Origin of the sequence: Fusobacterium perfoetens (assembly GCF_021531475.1) — a bacterium.
Lineage (GTDB): Bacteria > Fusobacteriota > Fusobacteriia > Fusobacteriales > Fusobacteriaceae > Fusobacterium_B.
Window position 1 is genome coordinate 52,607 of record NZ_JADYTX010000002.1, and the last position, 21,841, is coordinate 74,447.

A 21,841-nucleotide genomic window follows, 5' to 3' on the forward strand; every position below is an offset into this window, starting at 1 on the left:
GGTAGAATATTACCCGAAAAATAATTTTTTACAAAAAATTTAATATAACTTGGAGGTTTTTATGAACGAAATTTCTACTAAGGGAAAGTTAATACTAGGACTTCAACACGTATTAGCTATGTTTGGAGCTACTGTATTAGTTCCTTTTCTTACTAAGTTAAATCCATCTGTTGCACTTTTAACAGCTGGTGTTGGAACTCTTATTTTCCATCTATGTACTAAAAAAATAGTTCCAGTTTTCTTAGGTTCTTCTTTTGCTTTTATAGGAGCTATCGCCCTTGTATTACAAGAAGAGGGAATTGCTGCTGTTAAAGGTGGAGTAATAGCTGCTGGTCTTATCTATGTACTTATGAGTTTTCTTGTAAGAATATATGGAATTGAAAAGATTAAATCTTTCTTCCCACCAATAGTTGTTGGACCAATAATAGTTGTTATAGGATTAAGACTTAGTCCTACTGCTATTTCAATGGCTGGATTTTCAAATGGAAGATTTGATCCAAAAAGTTTATTAGTTGCTGGAACAGTTGTTATCAGTATGGTTGTTATCTCTTCTGTTGGAAAATCTTTCTTAAGACTTATACCAATATTAGTTTCTGTTATTATAGGTTATGTTCTTTCTATATTCTTAGGAATGGTAGATTTCACACCTATAAGAGAGGCTAGTTGGATAGGATTTTCTCAAGATGCAATGACATCACTTACAACTTTACCTGATTTTTCTTTAACAGGAATTTTAGGAATTGCTCCAATAGCTTTCGTTGTTTTCATTGAACATATTGGAGATATTACAACAAACGGAGCTGTTGTTGGAAAAGATTTCTTTAAAAATCCCGGAATCAGTAGAACTTTATTAGGAGATGGACTTGCTACAATCGCTGCTGGATTCTTAGGTGGACCTGCAAATACAACTTATGGAGAAAATACAGGAGTTCTTGCAGTAACAAAAGTTTACGATCCAAGCATTTTAAGAATTGCTGCTTGTTACGCAATCGTACTTTCTTTCATTGGAAAATTTGGAGTAATATTACAAACTATTCCATCACCAGTTATGGGAGGAATTTCAGTTATTCTATTTGGAATGATAGCTTCTGTTGGAATGAGAACTCTTATTGAATCACAACTTGATTTCTCACTATCAAGAAACTTAATAATAGCTTCTCTTATCTTAGTATTTGGAATTGGGATTGATAACGTTGTTATCTGGAAAACAGTTTCATTATCAGGATTAGCTATTGCGGCTTTTGTAGGAATTATTTTAAATAAAATTTTCCCAGAGACAGAATAAAAAATAAAAGGATTAACTTTCTCAAATTAATGAGGGTTAATCCTTTTTTTCTATTATTTAATATTTATTTCTAAGAAATTATCTTTTTTATTATCCATTGGAAAAGATTGATATTTAACTGATGAAAAATCTATTTTCTTTAAATCAATTTTTCTTATTTGGCTGTTATCCATAGTTTTATAATAAAATTCTCTATTTGATAAGTCACTAACTGCTGTCCATTGAGTAGCACTTATTACATCTTTTGGAATATTTCCTTTGTATTCTTTTGGAAACTCTATCTCAATAGGTATATCAAAATTATTTAGAATATGAAAAGCTTTATTGACTGCAAGTTTTGTATTTTCAACCTCTCCGATAGTATTTACATAGAAAAATGCTCTAATAAATCTTGATGGAGGAGTTATATCTCCAGGAAGTCCCAAAGCTCCTGTTCCAGCTCCAAAAGAAAATAATTCTTCTCCATTTACATTAAAAGAGTTAGCATTTCCAGAATAAATATTTATATAATTGTTAAGATTTTTTATATGCCATTCATAGTCAGGAGAATTTGTTAATACTCCAACTTTATTATCATAAATTTTTATTTCACCATTGTTAACTATTTCTAAAACAATATTATTTCCTCTAACGTCTCCTATTCTCCAATGAGCTGTTGGAAGAGGTTTTCCTTTATCATCATAACCAATATTTACAACTTTTATTTTTTTAATTTCCTCTTTTACTTCATCTACTGTCTCAAAGTTTGACAAAATCCAAGTTACCAATTCCATATCAGCAATAGATATATTAGCTTTTGATTTTTCATGTTCTGCTAAACTTCCATAGTGAGGAAAATAAAAAAGTCCTGCATTTAACCCTTTTTCGTTTATCCCCTCTCCGATAAACTGGTCAACCACAACACTAGCTCCAACAAATCCATATTTAGCCTTCCACTTAAGTCCATTAATTTTACCCTCTGTTGTAAGAGCTTTAAACTCTCTACCCCTTGGAGAAATAATAATTTTTCCATTTATATTACTTTCTCCAAATTCAATAGTTCTTCCTTGGACGAGATCTCCATTTTGAGTCCTAAGACTTATCCCAGTACAAGGATATGTAATAGCTGATGCCATCAAAAAAAGCGATAATATTGTTTTCTTCATAAGTCCCTCCTTTGCTGTATATTTTTTTAGACTTTGTTATTTCAAAAAAGTTTGAAATATTTTATTTTTCTTAAAATTAAATGATGATTTTTTTCAAAAAATATAGTACAATAGTAGTAGAGAAATTTATAATAGGTGATACTGTGGACAGTTTTTTTCAATCCTTTGATAAAATTATTTTTTACAAAATAATTTTTATTTTTATTGCTTTTAATGTTGGGATTAAGTTTCCAGATTGGGATTTTCATCTAAATCTAAAACATAGAAGTATAGTAACTCACAGTCCTCTTATTTTAATAATTCTTTTACAATTTTACATAATGGAAAAAAGTGAGTTTTTGAGAATATTTATAAGTGGTTTTGCAATGGCTTTGACATTACACTTTATATTTGATATTTTTCCAAAAGGTTGGTCAAGGGGGGCTTTGTTACATGTGCCGATATTAAAACTTGAACTTAAACCTTTTATATCAAAAAGTTTTTTTGCAGGCTTTATAGTTATATCACTATTTATATCACTTTATACTACAAAGAATTTGGAGGAATATTTTCTACTTGGAATTTTTTCTGTAATTAAAATTATAAGAGATATAAAAAAAGAGGGGAAATTATTTAGACCTTTATGTTTGTTTCTAGTAAGTTTTTTATTGGTAGGAAACATAAAATATGATTCTTTGCAAAAAGAATTGATAAAAAATGGTTCTTTTTTGGTTAAACAATTTGACAAAATAAGTAAAAAAATAATATAATATGATGATTATTAATATTGAAAGGGGAATTTTTAAATGAAGGATATTAATCTTTTATCAACAAAAGCTAATGAAATCAGAAAAAACATTGTTTCTATGATAACAGAGGCTAAATCTGGACATCCAGGAGGATCTTTATCAGCTACTGATATTTTAACAACATTATATTTTCACGAAATGAATATTGATCCAAACAATCTAAAAATGGAGAACAGAGACAGATTTGTTTTATCTAAAGGACACGCTGCTCCTGCTCTTTACGCAACTTTAGCTGAAAGAGGATACTTTGATAAATCTCTTTTAAAAACTCTTAGAAAATACGGTTCTATTTTACAAGGTCATCCTGACATGAAAAAAGTACCAGGAGTAGAAATTTCTACTGGGTCTTTAGGTCAAGGTTTATCTGTTGCTAATGGAATGGCTTTAAACTCTAAAATCTACGGAATCGATTACAGAGTTTACGTAATAATGGGAGATGGAGAAACTCAAGAGGGACAAGTTTGGGAAGCTGCAATGACAGCAAGCCACTACAAATTAGATAACGTTTGTGCTTTCTTAGACTTTAACAATCTTCAAATAGATGGTAATGTTGATAAAGTTATGGGTATCGAACCTGTTGCGGATAAATGGAGAGCTTTTGGTTGGCACGTAATCGAAATTGATGGACACAACTTTGAAGAAATTATAGCTGCTCTTGACGAAGCAAAAACAGTTAAAGGTAAACCAACTTTAGTTGTTGCAAAAACAGTTAAAGGTAAAGGAGTTTCATTTATGGAAAACGTTTGTGGATTCCATGGAGTTGCACCTACAGCTGAAGAATGTAAAAAAGCTTTAGAAGAATTATCTTGTAATGACTAATTAGAAAAGATTTAAAAAATTTTTGGAGGATTTAATAATGATAAAAAAAGCAACAAGAGAAGCTTATGGAGAAGCTTTAGTTGAACTTGGTAAAATAAATAAAGATGTAGTTGTTTTAGACGCTGACCTTTCTGGTTCTACTAAAACTAGTTCTTTCAAAAAAGTATTTCCTGAAAGACATATAAACGTTGGGATAGCTGAGGCTGACTTAGTAGGAACTGCTGCCGGACTTGCAACTTGTGGAAGAACAGTATTTGCATCTACTTTTGCAATGTTTGAAGCAGGACGTGCTTTTGAACAAATAAGAAATACAGTAGCTTATCCTAAATTAAATGTAAAACTTGCACCTACTCATGCAGGAATATCTGTTGGAGAAGACGGAGGATCTCACCAATCAGTAGAAGATATAGCTCTTATGAGATCTATCCCTGGAATGGTTGTTTTATCTCCAGCTGATGCAACTGAAACTAAAAAAATGGTTTTCGCTGCTGCTGAATATGACGGACCAGTTTATATCAGAATGGGAAGATTAGGAGTACCAGTAATATTTGATGAAGAAACTTATGATTTCCAAATCGGAATTGCAAATACACTAAGAGATGGAAAAGATGTAACAATAGCAGCAACAGGACTTCTTACTTATGAGGCTTTAAAAGCTGCTGAAGAATTAGAAAAAGAGGGAATTTCAGTTAGAGTAATCAACGTAGGAACAATCAAACCTCTTGATGGAGAGACAATATTAAAAGCTGCTCAAGAAACAAAATTTATTGTTACAGCTGAAGAACATTCTGTAATTGGAGGACTTGGTTCTGCTGTATCTGAATTTTTATCAGAAGTACACCCAACAAAAGTTAAAAAAGTTGGAATCTATGATCAATTTGGTCAAAGTGGAACTGGAAATGAGCTTTTAGAAAAATACGAATTAACTTCTAAAAAACTTATCTCTGTAATAAAAGAAAACTTATAATTTTTTTATTAAGGCTGTTGCATACTTTGGCTAAAACTTGTAAAAGTTGCAACAGCCTATTATTAAACAAATTTTTGATAGGATGGTAGTATATGCAAAACGAATCTAAACAATTATTTATCTCCCTTGAAATGGTAAAATCTTTTTTAAGCATTATTTTTGCTACAATTGTTTTTAATTTTTTTATTTCTGGTATATTAAATACCAATAACCAAATAAAAACCCTTAAAAATACAGATTTTATTTCTGCTGAATTACAAAATAATCTATCGCTTGAACAAAAAAAGGATTTAGAAGTAAAACTTCTTAATATTCCTGAAATAAAAAAAGTTACATACATCGACAGTTTTATAGCCTTTCAAAATCTTCAAAATGATTTGGGAATAGTACTTCCACAAGCTGAAAACCCATTGCCAGATTCTTTGAGAATATATGTAAAAAATCTTAATAATTTTGAAAAAATACAAGAGATTTTAGACTCAACTCAAGAGATAAAAGAATATTTTTTAGATACTACTTATTCTGATAATATAAATAGAAAGATTAAGTTTTTTGATATGTTATCAATAATCCTTACTATAAGTACAGCTTTTGTTGGATTTATAATTATAACAATAGCTTCAATGCAGTTTAAAATTGATTATGTAGGTACTCTTATAAATGTAGGATATAATAAAAATACAATCAATGCTACAAAAACTATAAATCTTCTTCCATTTACTTTAGCTGTGTTATCTGGAGAGGTAATAGCTTTTAATGTGTATTATCTAATTAGAAATTGGTTGATTTCTAGTGAAATTTGCTCATCTGTTTTGACTATTAATCAAATATCATGGGTACAATTTTTCCTTAATTTACTTGTTATAATTATTATCTGGTTACTTCCAGTAAAAGAAAGATGGGAGAATGAATAATGAAGAAGTTGTGCATATCTCTTTTATTATGTTTTGTAAGTTTAGTTAGTTATTCTGATACAAAAGCTAATATGACTAATAAACTAAAAAAAATAGATATGGAGATTAATTCAAAAAAACTTGCTATAAAAAAAATTGATACACAAAAAAAATCACTAGAAGAGCAGATTGAAGATATTAGAAAAGATATTGTAAAGTTAAATGAAGATAAAAAAAATATAGAAGATGATATAGAGGCTACATTAAAGAAAATAGACTATAGCCATATTAACTTAGATTTTAGTAAAAAAGAGCTAGAAAGAAAAAAAGCGGAGTTTCAAGCAAAAATCATAGCATGGAGTAGAAGAAAAAATAATAATCTTTCTTTTGAAGAAGATGCTATGCTTAAGAGACAATTCGGAAAAATACTTTATGATGATATGAAAAAAATAGAACATATCAAAAGAGTAAAACAAGATATCTCTATTGTCAGTGCTAATATAGAAAATGAAAAGAAAAAATTAAGTTCTTTGAAAAATCAACTTAATAGAAATATACAAGCTACAGCATCAAAGGAAAAAGAAAAAAATCGTTTGATAGCTCGTCTTAATTCTGAAAAAAGTAGACATATTTCAAAATTAAGCTCTTTAGAAAAAGAGAAAGCTCGTATTCAAAAAGAGATTGAAAAAATTATCTATTCACAATCGGTTTCTAAACCAAGTAAGAGTGTAGATTATTCAGTGGCTATTAAAGGACTTGGTAAAGGGGTTAAACCTTTAGAAGATGGAAAAGTTGTAGTTCAATTTAGAGAGAAGAAAACACAAAATATTTCAAGTAATGGTGTAGAGATAGAATCAAGACTAGGTGCTCCAGTAAGAACAACCCATAAAGGAAAAATTATCTATGTTGGAAAAATTCAAGGTCTTGGTAAAGTTGTAATGATTGATTATGGATATAATACAATCGGAGTTTATGGAAACTTAATCTCTTCTAAAGTTACAGTTGGAAAAAAAGTAAATCAAGGAGAGGACATTGGAGTTTTAGGACTTTCTATGGACGGAAAACCAGTTCTTTATTACGAAGTTAGACTTAACTTGAAATCAATTAACCCAATCAATGTTTTATAAAGTGTTGTTAGGAGAGAAATATGAAAGAAAAATGTGTTATTTTTTATAATTCTACAAAAGCAAAAGCTGTTGAGATTTATACAGATTTGAAGAATTTTTTGAAAGAAAAAAATATATCTCTCCTACCAAAAGAAAAAATTACTGAGGCAACTTTTGCTATTGTAATCGGTGGAGATGGGACACTTCTTAGAGCTTCAAAGGAGATAATAAAAAATGAATCTATCCCTGTGATAGCTATTAATGCAGGAAGGTTAGGTTTTCTTACGGAGATAAAAGAGATAGAGGCTCGTGAGATTTGCGAAAGCTATCTAAAAGGAGATTATAAAATATACAGTAGAGGACTTTTAGATGCAAAAATAAATAATGAAACTTATAATATACTTAATGAGGTAGTGATAACTACTGGACCTTTAGATAAAAAATTAGTCTCTGTAGATATTTTTTCAGATAGTGGAAAAATAAATACCTATACTGGTGATGGAGTAATTATAGCCACTCCAACTGGGTCAACAGGATATTCTCTTTCAGCTGGAGGACCTATTGTTTCATATTATCTTGACGCAATTATTATAACTCCTATTGCACCTCACAATCTTTCTACAAGACCGATTGTTTTATCATCTGAGGAGGTTTTGTACGCCAAAGTTAATTATAATGATGTAAGTAATTTTTTGATAATAGATGGGGATTTTATAAAAAAATTAAATGTTAATGACAAAATTACTATTAGTTATTCTGATAAAAAACTTAATTTAGTTTTACCAAAGGAAAGAAATTATTATTCTATCCTAAAAGAAAAATTAAAATGGGGAGATAATTTATGCTAAGAGAATTATTGATTGAAAATTTAGCCATTATAGAAAAACTTAATCTTGAATTTGGTGATGGACTTATTACTCTTACTGGGGAAACTGGAGCAGGAAAGTCCATAATATTAAGTGGGATAAATCTTCTTTTAGGAGAAAAAGCAAGTGTTGATATGCTTCGTAGCGGAGAAAATATGTTGGTGGCTCAGGGAGTTTTTGAGATAAATGAGGAGCAAAAAACTGAACTTGAAAAATTGGACATAGATACAGAAGACAACGAAGTTATAATAAGAAGAACCCTTGATACAAAGGGAAAAGAAAAATCCTTTGTAAATGGAGCTAGAGTTCCTCGTAGTAAACTTAAAGAAGTTATGAAAACTTTAGTTGATATTGTGGGACAACACTCTCATCAAATGCTTCTTAACAGAGAAAATCATATAAAACTTCTGGATAAATTTATAGAGGAAGAAGCTAAGAATGTAAGAATAAAGCTAGAGGAATCCCTTGAAAAATTTAATAATGTAGATGTAAAAATAAAAGAGATAGAAAAAGAAAAAAAAGAAACAGCAGATAAAAAAGAGTTTTATGAATTTCAACTTGACGAGATAGAAAAAGCAAATCTAAAAAAAGATGAGGATATTGAGCTTGAATCTGAATATAAAAAACTTTTTAATGCTGGAAAGATAAAAGAAAAACTTTCAATGTCTGGATTTTATCTAAAAAATGATGAGGTAAATGCTTTAAGTGTTATTTATTCTTGTAAAAAAAATATAGAATCAATTATAGATTGTGGAAAAGAGTTTGAAGATATTTACGAGCAACTTGAAAGAATATATTATGATCTTGAAGACTGTGCATCTACTATTGAGCAGATTGAAAGTGATATTGAGATAGATGAAAATCGCCTTGATGCAGTGGTAGAGAGATTAAATATTATAGAAAAATTAAAAAATAAATATGGAAGTTCTATTGACGAGGTTTTAGAGTATGCTAAAACTATTTCACAAAAACTTAGAACTTTAGAGGATAATAACTTTGAAGTTGAAAATCTTCTAAAAGAAAAAGAAAAATTTAGAGAAGATTATTGGAAATATGCAAAAGAATTGAGAGACATCAGAAAAAGATTTATAAAAAAAATAGAGGAAAATCTTGGAAAAGAGCTAGATTTTCTTAATATGAAAGACGCAAAACTTGATATAAAACTTGAAGAAAAAGATATTATGACAAAAAATGGTTCTGATGCAATAGAATTTTTTATTGCAACGAACATTGGACAGCCACCAAAACCATTACAAAAAATTGCATCAGGTGGGGAAGTCAGTAGAATTATGCTTGCTCTAAAAGTTATATTCTCCCACGTTGATAATATTCCTATTTTGATTTTTGATGAGATTGATACAGGAGTAGGTGGAGAAACTGTCAGAAAAATAGCTGATAAATTAAAAGAGATTGGAAGAAATGCACAGGTTATTTGTATAACTCACTCTCCAGCTATTGCCTCAAAAGCAAATGAACAATATTACATTAAGAAAACTTCTAAAGATGGGGAAACATTTACATCTGTAAAAAAACTTTCTTACGAAGAGAGAATTTCAGAGATAGCTCGTATGTTGGCAGGAGAAAATGTTTCAGAGGCAGTAATAGAACATGCAAAAGAGCTTTTGTCAGAGGAATAATATGGGGTTAGTACAATATTTTTTAGAAGAAATAGATAGAGAGGGAGTAATATCTAAAAAAACCATTGAGTTTTATAAAAGTGATTTAGAGTTTTTTGAAGATTTTTTAGAAGATGTATCTTTGGATAAAGTTACACAGGAAGAACTTGATAGGTATCTTCAATATATAAAAGATAGATATTCTGAAAATACAGTTATAAGAAAGATAACTTCTTTAAAAAGTTTTTATAAGTTTTTATTAAAAAAGGAGATTATAAAAGAATCTCCCATTGATAAAATATCTACAAGTAGAAAAAATATAAAAATTCGTGACAAAATAGAAGAAAGAGAGTTAAAGGCTATTATTGATATTTGTCCAGATGATTTTGTAGGTGAAAGAGATAGGATAATTATAAAACTTTTAGCATCTACTGGATTAAAAATAGTGGATATATTAGGGATAAAACTTTTTCAACTGAAAGAGAGTGATTATAAAAGTTTTTCTCTTAATCAAAGAAATATTTTTACTATAATTGATGTATATCCAGAATTAGCTCAAGAGATAAAAGAGTTTGTTGAAAAATATAAAATAGATTCTCTTTTTATCTTTGAGGGAGTTGATAACCAAAAATTTAAAACTAATTTTATAAAATATGCAAAACTTGCAAAAATTGATAGAAATGTAGTTCCTAGTATGATAAAAAATAGGTATATACTTGAAAAAAAGAAAGTGGATACAGAAGAGGAACTTGACGAGATAGAGTTATTTGAAAAAATAAAAAAAGAATACCTGAGAATAGGAATAGGAGATGAGGGGTTAAAATGAAAGCGGGATTTATAGCAGTTGTTGGAAGGCCAAATGTAGGAAAATCTACATTGATAAATAAATTGGTAAATGAGAAAGTAGCTATTGTATCAAATAAAGCTGGTACAACTAGAGAAAATATAAAAGGAATTTTAAATATGGGAGGAAATCAATATATTTTTATTGATACTCCAGGGATTCACAAACCTAAACATCTTTTAGGGGAATATATGACATCTTCAGCTATAAAAATATTGAAAGATGTTGACCTTATACTTATGCTTTTAGACGGAACTCAAGAGATAAGCACAGGGGATCAATTTGTAATGGAAAAAGTTTTGGAAGCTAGAAGAACTCCAAGAATCTTAGTTATAAATAAAATTGATAAACTTACAGATGAGCAACTTAAAGAAAAAAGAAAAGAAGTTGAGGAAAAACTTGGTAAGTTTGATGGAATAGTTGAGATTGCGGGAGAATATGCAATAGGACTTGGGAAACTTTTAAATGAGATAGACCCATTCTTAGAAGAGGGAATCCAATATTATCCAGAGGATATGTATACAGACATGCCTGTTTATAGAATAATCACTGAGATTGTAAGGGAAAAAATCTTATTAAAAACTAGAGATGAGATACCTCACTCAATCGCCATTGAGATTATAAATGTTGAAAAAAGAGATACTGGAAAAGATAAATTTAATATAAATATTTATGTTGAGAGAGATTCTCAAAAAGGAATAATTATTGGAAAAGGTGGACGTCTTTTAAAAGAGATTGGTACTGAGGCTAGACACGAGATTGAGATTTTACTTGGAAGAGATATTTTCTTAGAACTATGGGTTAAAGTAAAAGAAGATTGGAGAAAGAAAAAACCATTCCTTAAAGAACTTGGATATTTTGATGAGGAATAATTTAGTATAAAAGTCTAGGAGGGAAGTATAATGAAAGTTTTAATGGTTAATGGAAGTTCTCATGAAGGTTGTACTTATACAGCTTTTACTGAGATTGGGAAAGTTTTAGAAAAAGAAGGAATAGAATGGGAAATATTTAATGTTGGTGGAGCTCCTTTAAGAGATTGTATCGGTTGTGGAGGTTGTAAATCTTTAGATGGTGCTTGTGTATTTAACGACGATATATTAAATGAATTTTTAAAGAAAGCTCGTGAAGCTGACGGATATATTTTTGGAAGTCCAGTTTATTTTGCACACCCAAGCGGAAGAATAATTTCTTTACTTGATAGAGCTTTTGTAGCAGGAAAAAAACTTTTTATGCATAAACCAGGGGCAGTTATAACTTCTGCAAGACGTGGCGGAACAACAGCTTCTTATGATGTATTAAATAAATATTTAGGACTTTGTCAAATGCCAATAGTGTCATCATCTTATTGGAATATGGTTCACGGAAATACCCCAGAAGAAGTATTAAGAGATGAAGAGGGAATCCAAACAATGAGAAATCTTGGAAAAAATATGGCTTGGATTTTAAAATGTATTGAACTTGCTAAAAAGAACGGTATAGAAGTTCCTCAAAATGAAATAGGAGTAAGAACAAACTTTATTAAATAAGAGGTGGAATATGATAGTTATCGTAGCTAAAAGTACAATAAAAAAAGAGTGTCTTGATGAATATAAAAAGATTGTAAGAGAACTTGTTGAGAAAAGTCAAAAGGAAGATGGAAATATCTCTTATGTGTTACATCAAGATATAAATAATCCTCAAAATTTTGTTATAATTGAGAAATGGAGAGACCAAGAAGCGATAAATTCTCACAACAAATCAGAACATTTTACAAGAATTGTTCCTATGATTGGAAAGTTAAGAGAGTTTTCAGAAGTTTCTCTTTATGAGGAAGTTGAGTTTTAAATAAAAAAAGAGCTGTTGTAAATTTAATAGGTATGGGAATGTATCAAAGATAACATATTTTAAATTTACAACAGTCTCAAAATTTAATAACAATATAATATTTTAAAATTATTTAGCAGAGTAGAAACATCTTTTTGGAGAGATGATGGATTCCTCTGCTTTTAATTCTTTTATGGCTTTATCTATTAATTTTTTATCTTCTCCAAGAGCTTCAGCTATTTCTCCAGCTTTCATTGGTTCTGATTTTTGTAATAATTCTAATACTTTATCTTTTAATTCCATTTTATTACCTCCTTATTTTAACTCATACAAAAATGATATCATAGCAAATTGAAAAAGTCAATAAAAAATAAAATTGATTTTTTTAATGATAAAGTGTATAATATTTAAAACGGTTGATATTATGAAATATCAACTTTTTATTTATATTGAGGAGGAAAAAATGATAAAAATAGGAAAAAGACAAACTTTAAGAGTCAACAATTATACTCCAATCGGATTATACCTAGACGCAGGAACAGAGGACGAAGCAGATAACATTTTATTACCTAAAAATGAGTTGGAGCTTTTAGACAAAAAACTAGAGATAGATGATGAGTTAGAAGTATTTATATACAGAGATTCAGAAGATAGATTGATAGCCACTCTAAGAGTAACTTATGCAACAATTGGAACTCTTGCAAAATTAGAAGTTACAGATATTAATCCAAAAATCGGAGCTTTTCTTGATTGGGGATTAAAAAAAGATTTACTTTTACCAAAAGGACAAGAGGTTGGAAGATTAGAAGTTGGAAAAAAATATTTAGTGGGACTTTATGAGGATAAAAAAGGACGTATTTCAGCTACAATGAAAGTTTATAAATTCTTATTACCTTGTAAAGATTATAAGAAAAATGATACAGTGACAGGAACTGTATATAATATTGATGAAAATATTGGAGTTTTTGTTGCAGTAGATGATAGATATTTTGGAATGATGCCTAAAAATGAATATTTTAAAGAATATAAGATAGGAGAAGAAGTTACAGCTAGAGTAATAAGAGTGAGAGAAGATGGAAAACTAGATTTAGCTCCGAGAAAACTAGCCTTTGAACAATTAGATGATGACGGTGAACTTATATTAGAAAAGATTAAAATTTTGAAATCAGCATTCCATTTTAATGATAAAAGTAGCCCTGAAGAAATATATGATTATTTTGGAATAAGTAAAAAAGCTTTTAAAAGAGCCATAGGAGGTCTTTTAAAACAAGGTCTTATCGAGAAAAAGGGAGATAATTTTGTATTAAAAAAATAGAATATTAGTATTAAAAAAATATGTTGATTTTCTGTACCAATTATTGTATAATAGATAAGCATTTTGTAATTTCATAGTATAATTTTTTTGAAAAAATAGGGTTGATTTTTTGTCAAGAATATATTATAATACAAATGTGTATATTTTAACAAGACGGAGGTTTTATATGGAACAAAAAAAAGGATTTTTTAACAAGTTTCTTGACGGAGTTGAAAAAGTTGGGAACAAATTACCACATCCAATAACACTATTCTTAATACTATCAATAGCAGTTATTGTAATATCAGAAATTTGTGTAAGAGCTGGAGTAGAAGTTACTTATACAGGAATGAATATGAAAACTAAAAAAATTGAAGATATTACACTTCACGCTAATTCATTATTAAGCGTTGAAGGAATTAGATATATTTTCAATACTATGACTAAAAACTTCACTGGTTTTGCACCACTTGGAACAGTTTTAGTAGCTATGTTAGGGGTTGGAGTTGCAGAAGGTACAGGACTTATCAATGCTTCTCTTAGAAAATTAGTTTTATCTACACCACCAAGATTATTAACAGCTGTTATGGTTTTCGCAGGAGTTATGTCAAATATTGCGTCTGACGCTGGATACGTTGTATTAATTCCATTAGGAGCAATCATATTTGCATCTGTTGGTAGACACCCATTAGCAGGACTTGCTGCAGCATTCTCTGGAGTTTCAGGAGGATTCTCAGCTAACTTACTACTTGGAACAATCGACCCACTATTAGGAGGAATTTCTACTGAGGCAGCTAGAATATTCGTTCCTGATTATACAGTATTACCTACAGCTAACTGGTACTTTATGATGGTTTCTACATTCTTAATCACTATATTAGGAACAATAGTTACTGAAAAAATAGTTGAACCAAGACTTGGAGAATACAAAGGTGACTACAAAGAAGAATTAACTGAAATGGGAGAACTTGAGAAAAAAGGATTAAGAAATGCTGGAATAGCTTTACTTATATTTATAGCAGTTATCGCTTACTTAACAGTTCCTGCAAATGCAGTATTTAGAGAAGGTGGAAACTTAAATAAATTTATGCACGATGGATTATTACCAGTAATTATGCTATTCTTTATGATTCCAGGTTATGCTTATGGTAAAACAGTTGGAACAATTAAAAATGATAAAGACGTTGCAAAACTTATGGGTAAATCTTTAGGAACAATGGGTGGATATATGGCTCTTGCTTTCGTAGCATCTCAATTTATTGTTTACTTCTCTTATACAAAATTAGGAACAATAATTGCTGTTAAAGGAGCAGATTTCTTACAAGCAATAGGATTTACTGGATTCCCATTAATCGTAGCATTTATCTTAGTTGCAGCATTCATCAACTTATTTATGGGATCTGCATCAGCTAAATGGGCTATTTTAGCACCAGTATTTATCCCTATGTTTATGAGACTTGGATACTCTCCAGAATTAACTCAAGCTATGTACAGAATAGGAGATTCATCTACTAATATAATTTCTCCATTAATGTCATACTTTGCATTCATCGTTGCTTATATGTCTAAATTTGATAAAGACAGTGGAATGGGAACACTTATCTCTACAATGTTACCATACTCAATAACATTCTTAGCTGGATGGACAGTTCTATTAATGATATTCTACTTCTTTGGTCTACCAATTGGACCTGGTGTAATGATGCACTTTTCAATGTAATAAATAAAAAAATTAGGCTGGCGGTTGTCAGCCTTTTTTCTTTTTAAAAAATATTTTTGTTGACAAATCTAAAAATAAAGAGTATAATCTTTAAAAAATTTTGAAGGAGATGAAAAATATGCTATTTACTTTGCTAAGGAGACTTAAATATAAAAATTAAATATTTTATATTTGGTGAGCTAGAAAAGGGATAGTTATTTTTTGATTATTTATATAATTAAGATGAGCTGGATAGTTTTATGAGCTAACCAGCTTTTTTTATACAAAAAAATTGGGAATTAAGGAGGAAATATGCAATATTTTTCAGGAAGATTTAAAGAAAAAGCGAGTAATCTTATTTTGGATTTTCATTCAACAATAAAATTTGAGGAGAGATTAGCCTATTATGATGTTATGGGGAGTATAGCTCATGTTAGAGGACTGGGAAAACAAGGGATAATCCCATTAGAAGAATCAAAACTTATAGAAAAAACTTTGAGAGAGATTTTAGAAGATTTAGAGAGTGGAAAGATAAAACTTTTGGTAGAATATGAAGATATTCATATGAATATAGAAAAAAATCTGATAGACAGAATAGGAGATATTGGAAAAAAACTTCATACTGGAAGAAGTAGAAATGATCAGACAGCTGTTGATTTAAAACTATACCTTAAAGACGAAATAAAAAAAATAGAATCATATTTGATTGAAATAATAGAGATTTTAAATAAATTAGCCAAAGAGAATAAAAAAACTTTTATGCCAGGATTTACACATCTTCAAAAAGCTCAACCAATTTGTTTTTCTCATTATGTTTTGGGGTATGTTGAGATGTTTAGAAGAGATTATCAAAGACTTGAAAATTGTTTTGAAATGATGAATGTATCTCCTCTTGGTTCAGCAGCTTTAGCAGGGACATCTTATCCAATAGATATGGAATATACAAGCAAAATTTTAGGATTTTCAAGACCTGTATGGAATAGTTTAGATGGAGTGTCAGATAGAGATCATGTAATAGAAATTATAAGTGATATATCTGTAATAATGGTTCATCTTTCAAGATTTTGTGAAGAGATAATACTTTATTGTTCAAATGATTTTGGATATTTAGAATTAAGTGATGCTTTTTCAACAGGTAGTAGTATAATGCCACAGAAGAAAAATCCAGATGCAGCAGAGCTTATAAGAGGAAAATCAGGGAGAGTTTTTGGAGATTTAATGGGAATACTCACTACAATGAAAGGAATACCATTGGCTTATAACAAAGATATGCAAGAGGATAAAGAAAATGTTTTTGATGCTTTGGATACTGTAAAAGCTTGTTTTTCTGTATTTAATGGAATGATAAAGACGATGAAACCTAACAAAGAAAAGATGCTTAAAGCTTGTTATAATGGTTTTATTAATGCCACAGATGTAGCAGATTATTTGACTAATAAGGGAATGAGTTTTAGAGATGCTTATAAAATAGTTGGAAGTATGGTTTCTTATTGTATTGATAATAATAAAACTTTAGAAAATTTATCTTTAGAAGAATATAAAAGTTTTAATAATCTATTTGAAAAAGATATTTATAATGAGATTGATATTGAAAACTGTGTTGAAAAAAGAACATCAATAGGAGGACCATCAGAAAAAAGTATAGATAAACATATTGAAATTGTAGACAAATTTATAGATGAAAAAGTTTTAGAATTAAAAAATTATAAACTAAATGAAATTTTTTAAATAAAATAGGGTTGTTGCATTTTTTATTAAATTTGCAACAGCCCTTATTAGTTATTATTTAAAATATGCCAAACGTTTTGAAATTTCAATGGCAACTTTTTTTAGTTCTTTAGATATTGTTTTAGTTCTTTCAGGTGTAAGAGATTCTGGAAAACAGGGACAGCTAATAGCAGCGATTACTTTATTATTTTCATTTAGGATAGGTACTGCAACAGCTTTGATTTGTTCAGAATGCTCCATATTGTCATAAGCAATTTTATTTATATTAACTTTAAAAAGCTCTTTTTTTAACTCCTCTCTATCAGTGATAGTATTTTCTGTGTATTTTGGTAAGGTTGGTGTCAAAAGTTTGTTGAGCTTTGACTCACTGAGTTGTGATATAAGAACCTTACTAGCAGCCCCAGCGTGTAAAGGGAAAATGGCATTTTCTGAAACTGAAATTTTAACTAAATCTCCACTTTGAATTTTTGCAATACAACGAACTACATTTTCATCAAGAACACTTAGTTTAAAAGTTTCTTTAAATTTTATAGATAGTTCTTCAAGATAAGGGTGAGCAATATTTTTTATAAGAATATGTTTGTCTTTTTTATTAGAAAATATTCTAAATTTTTCTCCCAATGAATAAAATCTATCTTCAAAAGAAAGATAGTTTAAATCTGTCAAAACAGCTAATAATCTATTGGCTGTAGCTTTTGGAATATCTAAATCTTTAGCAATATTTGCCTGAGTAGCTTTATCCTTTTTATATAAATAATCAAAAATTTTATCTGCTTTTTCAATAGCTGGAACTTTTTTATCTATAACTTTTTTTATTTCTTCCAAAAAATCACCCCTTTTTTTTATTAATATTATACTATAAAAATTCCGTTTATGGAACTAAAAATTAAAAAAATACCCTAAAAATCACAGTGTTATGTAATTTTATTGTTCTAAAAAAGAAAAAAATAAAAATATATTGACAAAAAGGTTTTGATAGGGTATTCTCATATTAAGAGTTAATAATATAGCTAAGTGATGAAGAGAGGCTTGAACGGAATTAGTATCTTGTTAGTAGTGAAGTGAAAACTTTGATAACAAGTTATGGTTTTTGTGTGAGTCTTTTTTTGTTACAAAAATTTTATCAGAATCCAAAGGAGGTAACGTGATGAGTGCATCAGCAATGTATTTAGCAGAATTTTTAGGAACAGCTCTTTTATTACTTTTAGGGAATGGTATCAATATGACTCTTAGTTTAAAGAGAAGCTTTGGAAAAGGTGGTGGTTGGATAGCTACTTGTTTCGGTTGGGGACTTGCAGTAACTATTTCAGCTTATTTAACAGGTTGGATAAGTGGAGCACACTTAAATCCAGCATTAACAATAGCTATGGCATATAAAGGGGATATAAGTTGGTCTTTAGTGCCAGGGTATATAGTAGCTCAAATATTAGGAGCTATGCTAGGAGCTACATTAGCTTATTTAACTTACAAAGATTTAATGGATTTAGAAGAAGATGCTGGAACAAAATTAGGTGTTTTTGCAACAGGACCAGCAGTTGATAATAAATTTTGGAACGTAGTAACAGAAATGATAGGAACATTTATTTTATTACTAGGAATATTTGCAATCAATCAAACTGAAAATGGTGTAGGATCAGGAATGGGACCATATTTAGTTGGAATGCTTATTTGTGTAATTGGTTTATCAACAGGTGGAGCAACAGGATTTGCTATTAACCCTGCAAGAGATTTAGGACCAAGAATTGCTCATGCAATATTACCTATAAAAGGTAAAGGTGGGTCAAACTGGGGATATGCTTGGGTACCAGTAGTAGGACCAATCGTAGGAGGAATATTAGCAGTAGTTGTTTACAATTTCTTTAGAGGATTTATACAATAATTTGATTAGAACTGGGAGGTAATAAATGAAATACATAGTAGCATTAGACCAAGGTACAACATCTTCAAGAGCAGTATTATTTGATGAAAACCAAAAAATAGTTGGAATAGCACAAAAAGAATTTACACAAATATATCCAAAAGAAGGTTGGGTAGAACATGACCCTATGGAAATTTGGTCAAGCCAAAGTGGAGTTTTAGCTGAAGTAATTGCTAGAGAAGGAATCTCTCAACACGATATAATAGGACTTGGAATAACAAACCAAAGAGAAACTACAATAGTTTGGGATAAAAATACAGGAAAACCAGTATACAATGCTATAGTGTGGCAATGTAGAAGAACAGCTCAAATTTGTGACGAGCTTAGAAAAAAAGAAGGTTTAGTTGAATATATAAAAGGAAATACAGGATTGGTATTAGACGCATACTTCTCTGGAACAAAAATCAAATGGATATTAGATAACGTTGAAGGAGCTAGAGAAAAAGCTGAAAAAGGAGATTTACTATTTGGTACAGTTGACACTTGGTTAATTTGGAAATTAACAAATGGTAAAGTTCACGCAACAGATTATACTAACGCATCAAGAACAATGATTTATAATATTAAAAATTTAGAGTGGGACGAAAAATTATTAAAAGAATTAGGAATTCCAAAATCAATGTTACCAGAAGTAAAAGATAGTAGTGGAACATTTGGATATGCTAACCTTGGAGGAAAAGGTGGACACAGAGTACCTATTTGTGGAGTAGCAGGAGACCAACAATCAGCATTATTTGGACAAGCTTGTTTTGAAAAAGGTGAGGCAAAAAATACTTACGGAACAGGATGTTTCTTACTTATGAATACTGGTGAAGAAATGGTTCAAAGTAAAAATGGACTAGTTACAACAATAGCTATCGGACTTAACGGAAAAGTTCAATATGCTCTTGAAGGAAGTATCTTTGTAGGTGGAGCAGTTGTTCAATGGTTAAGAGATGAGTTAAGACTTGTTGGAGAATCAAAAGATACAGAATATTTTGCTAGAAAAGTAAAAGATAATGGTGGAGTATATGTAGTACCAGCATTCGTTGGACTTGGAGCACCTTATTGGGATATGTATGCTAGAGGAGCTATATTAGGACTTACTCGTGGAGCTAACAAAAATCATATTATAAGAGCAGCATTAGAATCAATAGCTTACCAAACTAGAGATGTACTAGAAGCAATGCAAGAAGATTCTGGAATAGAATTAAACGGATTAAAAGTTGATGGTGGAGCAACAGCTAACAATTTCTTAATGGAATTCCAATCTGATATATTAGGAAAAACAGTAAGAAGACCAACAGTTTTAGAAACTACAGCTTTAGGAGCAGCATATCTTGCAGGACTTGCAGTTGGAGTTTGGGAAACTAAAGAAGAAATTAAAAATAGTTGGATATTAGATAGAGAATTTTCTCCAACTATGGAAGAAGATTTAAGAGAAGCTAAATATGCGAAATGGAAAAAAGCAGTAGAAAGATCAAGAGCTTGGGAAGAAATTTAATTTAAAAAAACTTGACAAAATTGAAAAAATGGGGCATACTATATATGCAATTGAATAAAGACTAGAGTAATAGAGAGTCGTGACTTAGGAAAGGGTATCCCCCTTTTTCAAGCACGACTTTTTTTTAACTTTTTAGGGAGGTAAATATGTTAGATGTTATTGTAATCGGAGCAGGAGTAATGGGTGCTGCAGTCTCTCGTGAATTATCAAAGTACAAATTAAATATTATGGTTTTAGACAAAGAAAATGATGTTTCAAATGGAACATCAAAAGCTAACTCTGCAATAGTTCATGCTGGATATGACGCAAAAGAGGGAACTTTAATGGCAAAATATAATGTTTTAGGAGCTGGAATGTATGAGTCTTTATGTAAAGAAATAGGTGCTCCTTACAAAAATGTAGGTTCTTATGTTTTAGCTTTTTCTGAAGAAGAGAGAAAACATATAGAAAAACTATATCAAAGAGGACTTACAAATGGAGTTCCTCAAATGGAAATTTTGGAAAAAGATGAAATTTTAAGAAGAGAGCCAAATATAAATAAAAATGTAGTTGCAGCTCTTTATGCTGGTAGTGCTGGAATAGTAGGACCTTGGGAATTTACAATAAAATTACTAGAAAATGCAGCCCTAAATGGAACAGAAGTTTTAGTTGATGCAGAAGTATCAAATATAGAAAAACTTCAAGATGGTTATAAAGTAATATTAAAAGATGGAAGAACTTTTGAAACAAAAGTAGTAATAAATGCAGCAGGAGTTTATGCTGATAAAATAAACGATATGGTAAGTAAAAATCATTTTGATATCCACCCAAGAATTGGAGAGTACTATGTACTAGATAAGGTACAAGGAAAATTAACAAATTCAGTTCTTTTCCAATGTCCAACAATAATGGGAAAAGGAATTTTAGTTACAAAAACAGTTCATGGAAATATAATGGTAGGACCAACAGCTGAAGATGTTGAAAGCAAAGATTATGTAGGAACTACTACTCACGGACTTGATGATATTAGAAGACAAGCTGAAAAAACAATTTCTGGAATAAATTATAGAGATAGTATCAGAAACTTTACAGGAATTAGAGCTGAATCAAGTACAGGAGATTTCATAATAGGAGAAGTAAGTGATGCTCCAAACTTCTTTAACATAGCTGGAACAAAATCACCAGGACTTTCTTCAGCACCAGCAATCGGAGTAGATGTTGCAAAAATGGTAGTTGAAAAATTAGGAGCTATTAAAAAAGAAGAGTTTAAACAAAATAAACCTCAAATTCATTTCATAGAACTTAGTCCAGAAGAAAAAGCTGAAGTTATTAAAAAAGATCCAAGATATGGAAGAATAATTTGTAGATGTGAAAGCATAACTGAGGGAGAAATCGTTGATGTTATTCACAGAATGGTAGGAGCTAGAACAGTTGACGGAGTTAAGAAAAGATGCAGACCAGGAACAGGAAGATGTCAAGGTGGTTTCTGTGGACCAAGAGTTCAAGAAATTTTGGCAAGAGAACTTGGAAAAGAATTAAACGAAATAGTTCTTGATAAAAAAGGTGCTTATATTCTTACAACTGAAACAAAAGTTTCTAAATAGGGAG

The 21,841-nt window shown here is 29.9% G+C and carries 21 protein-coding genes; 18 read left to right on the forward strand and 3 right to left on the reverse strand.

Annotated features, from left to right (window positions below; translation table 11 throughout):
- The first annotated feature begins 61 nt into the window (after positions 1-61).
- Positions 62-1,285: a uracil-xanthine permease family protein gene (locus I6E15_RS00915; protein ID WP_235243485.1), complete on the forward strand. Its 1,224-nt coding sequence runs from the start codon at positions 62-64 to the stop codon at positions 1,283-1,285.
- Positions 1,286-1,338: 53 nt separating this feature from the next.
- Here I6E15_RS00915 and I6E15_RS00920 read toward each other — a convergent pair whose 3' ends face one another.
- Positions 1,339-2,430: a linear amide C-N hydrolase gene (locus I6E15_RS00920; protein ID WP_235243486.1), complete on the reverse strand. Its 1,092-nt coding sequence runs from the start codon at positions 2,428-2,430 to the stop codon at positions 1,339-1,341.
- Between the two features lie 143 nt (positions 2,431-2,573).
- On the opposite strand from I6E15_RS00920, the gene I6E15_RS00925 reads away from it, so the two are divergent.
- The 11 genes from I6E15_RS00925 to I6E15_RS00975 all read left to right on the forward strand — a co-directional run bounded on the left by I6E15_RS00925 (position 2,574) and on the right by I6E15_RS00975 (position 12,153).
- A complete protein-coding gene (locus I6E15_RS00925) occupies positions 2,574-3,179 on the forward strand; it encodes a hypothetical protein (RefSeq protein WP_235243487.1) in 606 nt (201 codons plus the stop codon).
- Between the two features lie 36 nt (positions 3,180-3,215).
- Positions 3,216-4,037: a transketolase gene (locus tag I6E15_RS00930; RefSeq protein ID WP_177160859.1), complete on the forward strand. Its 822-nt coding sequence runs from the start codon at positions 3,216-3,218 to the stop codon at positions 4,035-4,037.
- A gap of 37 nt (positions 4,038-4,074) precedes the next feature.
- A complete protein-coding gene (locus I6E15_RS00935; RefSeq protein ID WP_177160858.1) occupies positions 4,075-5,004 on the forward strand; it encodes a transketolase family protein in 930 nt (309 codons plus the stop codon).
- A 92-nt stretch (positions 5,005-5,096) separates the two neighbouring features.
- Complete coding sequence (locus tag I6E15_RS00940; protein ID WP_177160857.1) at positions 5,097-5,918, forward strand: permease-like cell division protein FtsX; 822 nt, start codon at positions 5,097-5,099, stop codon at positions 5,916-5,918.
- Positions 5,918-7,024: a murein hydrolase activator EnvC family protein gene (locus I6E15_RS00945; protein WP_235243489.1), complete on the forward strand. Its 1,107-nt coding sequence runs from the start codon at positions 5,918-5,920 to the stop codon at positions 7,022-7,024. The genes I6E15_RS00940 and I6E15_RS00945 overlap by 1 nt, the downstream gene beginning before the upstream one ends.
- Before the next feature lie 20 nt (positions 7,025-7,044).
- A complete protein-coding gene (locus I6E15_RS00950) occupies positions 7,045-7,851 on the forward strand; it encodes an NAD(+)/NADH kinase (protein WP_177160855.1) in 807 nt (268 codons plus the stop codon).
- Positions 7,845-9,506, forward strand: a complete 1,662-nt coding sequence (gene recN / locus I6E15_RS00955) for a DNA repair protein RecN (RefSeq protein ID WP_235243491.1) — start codon at positions 7,845-7,847, stop codon at positions 9,504-9,506. The genes I6E15_RS00950 and recN overlap by 7 nt, the downstream gene beginning before the upstream one ends.
- Before the next feature lies 1 nt (position 9,507).
- Positions 9,508-10,311, forward strand: a complete 804-nt coding sequence (locus I6E15_RS00960) for a tyrosine-type recombinase/integrase (RefSeq protein WP_235243492.1) — start codon at positions 9,508-9,510, stop codon at positions 10,309-10,311.
- Positions 10,308-11,201 (forward strand): GTPase Era, encoded by an 894-nt coding sequence (era, locus tag I6E15_RS00965; RefSeq protein WP_177160852.1) that lies wholly within the window; start codon positions 10,308-10,310, stop codon positions 11,199-11,201. Before I6E15_RS00960 ends, era begins: the two co-directional genes overlap by 4 nt.
- Before the next feature lie 30 nt (positions 11,202-11,231).
- A complete protein-coding gene (locus I6E15_RS00970) occupies positions 11,232-11,855 on the forward strand; it encodes a flavodoxin family protein (RefSeq protein WP_235243495.1) in 624 nt (207 codons plus the stop codon).
- A 10-nt stretch (positions 11,856-11,865) separates the two neighbouring features.
- Positions 11,866-12,153, forward strand: coding sequence for a putative quinol monooxygenase (locus tag I6E15_RS00975; protein ID WP_235243497.1), 288 nt, complete (start codon positions 11,866-11,868; stop codon positions 12,151-12,153).
- A 108-nt stretch (positions 12,154-12,261) separates the two neighbouring features.
- Here I6E15_RS00975 and I6E15_RS00980 read toward each other — a convergent pair whose 3' ends face one another.
- Positions 12,262-12,435, reverse strand: coding sequence for an HTH domain-containing protein (locus I6E15_RS00980; protein WP_177160849.1), 174 nt, complete (start codon positions 12,433-12,435; stop codon positions 12,262-12,264).
- 160 nt (positions 12,436-12,595) lie between these two features.
- On the opposite strand from I6E15_RS00980, the gene I6E15_RS00985 reads away from it, so the two are divergent.
- The 3 genes from I6E15_RS00985 (at position 12,596) to argH (ending at position 16,853) form a co-directional block, all read left to right on the forward strand.
- Positions 12,596-13,447, forward strand: a complete 852-nt coding sequence (locus I6E15_RS00985; protein ID WP_235243498.1) for a S1 RNA-binding domain-containing protein — start codon at positions 12,596-12,598, stop codon at positions 13,445-13,447.
- 166 nt (positions 13,448-13,613) lie between these two features.
- Positions 13,614-15,146, forward strand: coding sequence for an AbgT family transporter (locus I6E15_RS00990; protein ID WP_235243500.1), 1,533 nt, complete (start codon positions 13,614-13,616; stop codon positions 15,144-15,146).
- Between the two features lie 291 nt (positions 15,147-15,437).
- The gene (argH, locus tag I6E15_RS00995; RefSeq protein WP_235243502.1) at positions 15,438-16,853 is read left to right on the forward strand and encodes an argininosuccinate lyase; all 1,416 of its coding nucleotides are present in this window, start codon (positions 15,438-15,440) and stop codon (positions 16,851-16,853) included.
- A gap of 54 nt (positions 16,854-16,907) precedes the next feature.
- Here the strand turns inward: argH and I6E15_RS01000 are convergent, their stop codons facing one another.
- Entirely contained in the window at positions 16,908-17,678 is a 771-nt protein-coding gene (locus I6E15_RS01000) for an IclR family transcriptional regulator (protein WP_235243504.1), read from the reverse strand.
- Positions 17,679-18,000: 322 nt separating this feature from the next.
- Here I6E15_RS01000 and I6E15_RS01005 point away from each other — a divergent pair, with 322 nt between their 5' ends.
- The 3 genes from I6E15_RS01005 (at position 18,001) to I6E15_RS01015 (ending at position 21,837) form a co-directional block, all read left to right on the forward strand.
- Positions 18,001-18,732, forward strand: a complete 732-nt coding sequence (locus I6E15_RS01005) for an MIP/aquaporin family protein (RefSeq protein WP_235243506.1) — start codon at positions 18,001-18,003, stop codon at positions 18,730-18,732.
- A gap of 25 nt (positions 18,733-18,757) precedes the next feature.
- Positions 18,758-20,254 (forward strand): glycerol kinase GlpK, encoded by a 1,497-nt coding sequence (gene glpK, locus I6E15_RS01010; RefSeq protein WP_235243508.1) that lies wholly within the window; start codon positions 18,758-18,760, stop codon positions 20,252-20,254.
- A gap of 146 nt (positions 20,255-20,400) precedes the next feature.
- The gene (locus I6E15_RS01015) at positions 20,401-21,837 is read left to right on the forward strand and encodes an NAD(P)/FAD-dependent oxidoreductase (RefSeq protein ID WP_235243510.1); all 1,437 of its coding nucleotides are present in this window, start codon (positions 20,401-20,403) and stop codon (positions 21,835-21,837) included.
- The last annotated feature ends 4 nt before the right edge of the window (positions 21,838-21,841 follow it).

What these genes read in the sequence shown, in the direction of transcription:
- I6E15_RS00915 (WP_235243485.1), top strand. Translation starts at nt 62, where the DNA reads ATGAACGAAATTTCTACTAAGGGAAAGTTAATACTAGGACTTCAACAC.
- I6E15_RS00920 (WP_235243486.1), bottom strand. Translation starts at nt 2,430, where the DNA reads ATGAAGAAAACAATATTATCGCTTTTTTTGATGGCATCAGCTATTACA.
- I6E15_RS00930 (WP_177160859.1), top strand. Translation starts at nt 3,216, where the DNA reads ATGAAGGATATTAATCTTTTATCAACAAAAGCTAATGAAATCAGAAAA.
- I6E15_RS00935 (WP_177160858.1), top strand. Translation starts at nt 4,075, where the DNA reads ATGATAAAAAAAGCAACAAGAGAAGCTTATGGAGAAGCTTTAGTTGAA.
- I6E15_RS00940 (WP_177160857.1), top strand. Translation starts at nt 5,097, where the DNA reads ATGCAAAACGAATCTAAACAATTATTTATCTCCCTTGAAATGGTAAAA.
- I6E15_RS00945 (WP_235243489.1), top strand. Translation starts at nt 5,918, where the DNA reads ATGAAGAAGTTGTGCATATCTCTTTTATTATGTTTTGTAAGTTTAGTT.
- I6E15_RS00950 (WP_177160855.1), top strand. Translation starts at nt 7,045, where the DNA reads ATGAAAGAAAAATGTGTTATTTTTTATAATTCTACAAAAGCAAAAGCT.
- recN (WP_235243491.1), top strand. Translation starts at nt 7,845, where the DNA reads ATGCTAAGAGAATTATTGATTGAAAATTTAGCCATTATAGAAAAACTT.
- I6E15_RS00960 (WP_235243492.1), top strand. Translation starts at nt 9,508, where the DNA reads ATGGGGTTAGTACAATATTTTTTAGAAGAAATAGATAGAGAGGGAGTA.
- era (WP_177160852.1), top strand. Translation starts at nt 10,308, where the DNA reads ATGAAAGCGGGATTTATAGCAGTTGTTGGAAGGCCAAATGTAGGAAAA.
- I6E15_RS00970 (WP_235243495.1), top strand. Translation starts at nt 11,232, where the DNA reads ATGAAAGTTTTAATGGTTAATGGAAGTTCTCATGAAGGTTGTACTTAT.
- I6E15_RS00975 (WP_235243497.1), top strand. Translation starts at nt 11,866, where the DNA reads ATGATAGTTATCGTAGCTAAAAGTACAATAAAAAAAGAGTGTCTTGAT.
- I6E15_RS00980 (WP_177160849.1), bottom strand. Translation starts at nt 12,435, where the DNA reads ATGGAATTAAAAGATAAAGTATTAGAATTATTACAAAAATCAGAACCA.
- I6E15_RS00985 (WP_235243498.1), top strand. Translation starts at nt 12,596, where the DNA reads ATGATAAAAATAGGAAAAAGACAAACTTTAAGAGTCAACAATTATACT.
- I6E15_RS00990 (WP_235243500.1), top strand. Translation starts at nt 13,614, where the DNA reads ATGGAACAAAAAAAAGGATTTTTTAACAAGTTTCTTGACGGAGTTGAA.
- argH (WP_235243502.1), top strand. Translation starts at nt 15,438, where the DNA reads ATGCAATATTTTTCAGGAAGATTTAAAGAAAAAGCGAGTAATCTTATT.
- I6E15_RS01005 (WP_235243506.1), top strand. Translation starts at nt 18,001, where the DNA reads ATGAGTGCATCAGCAATGTATTTAGCAGAATTTTTAGGAACAGCTCTT.
- glpK (WP_235243508.1), top strand. Translation starts at nt 18,758, where the DNA reads ATGAAATACATAGTAGCATTAGACCAAGGTACAACATCTTCAAGAGCA.
- I6E15_RS01015 (WP_235243510.1), top strand. Translation starts at nt 20,401, where the DNA reads ATGTTAGATGTTATTGTAATCGGAGCAGGAGTAATGGGTGCTGCAGTC.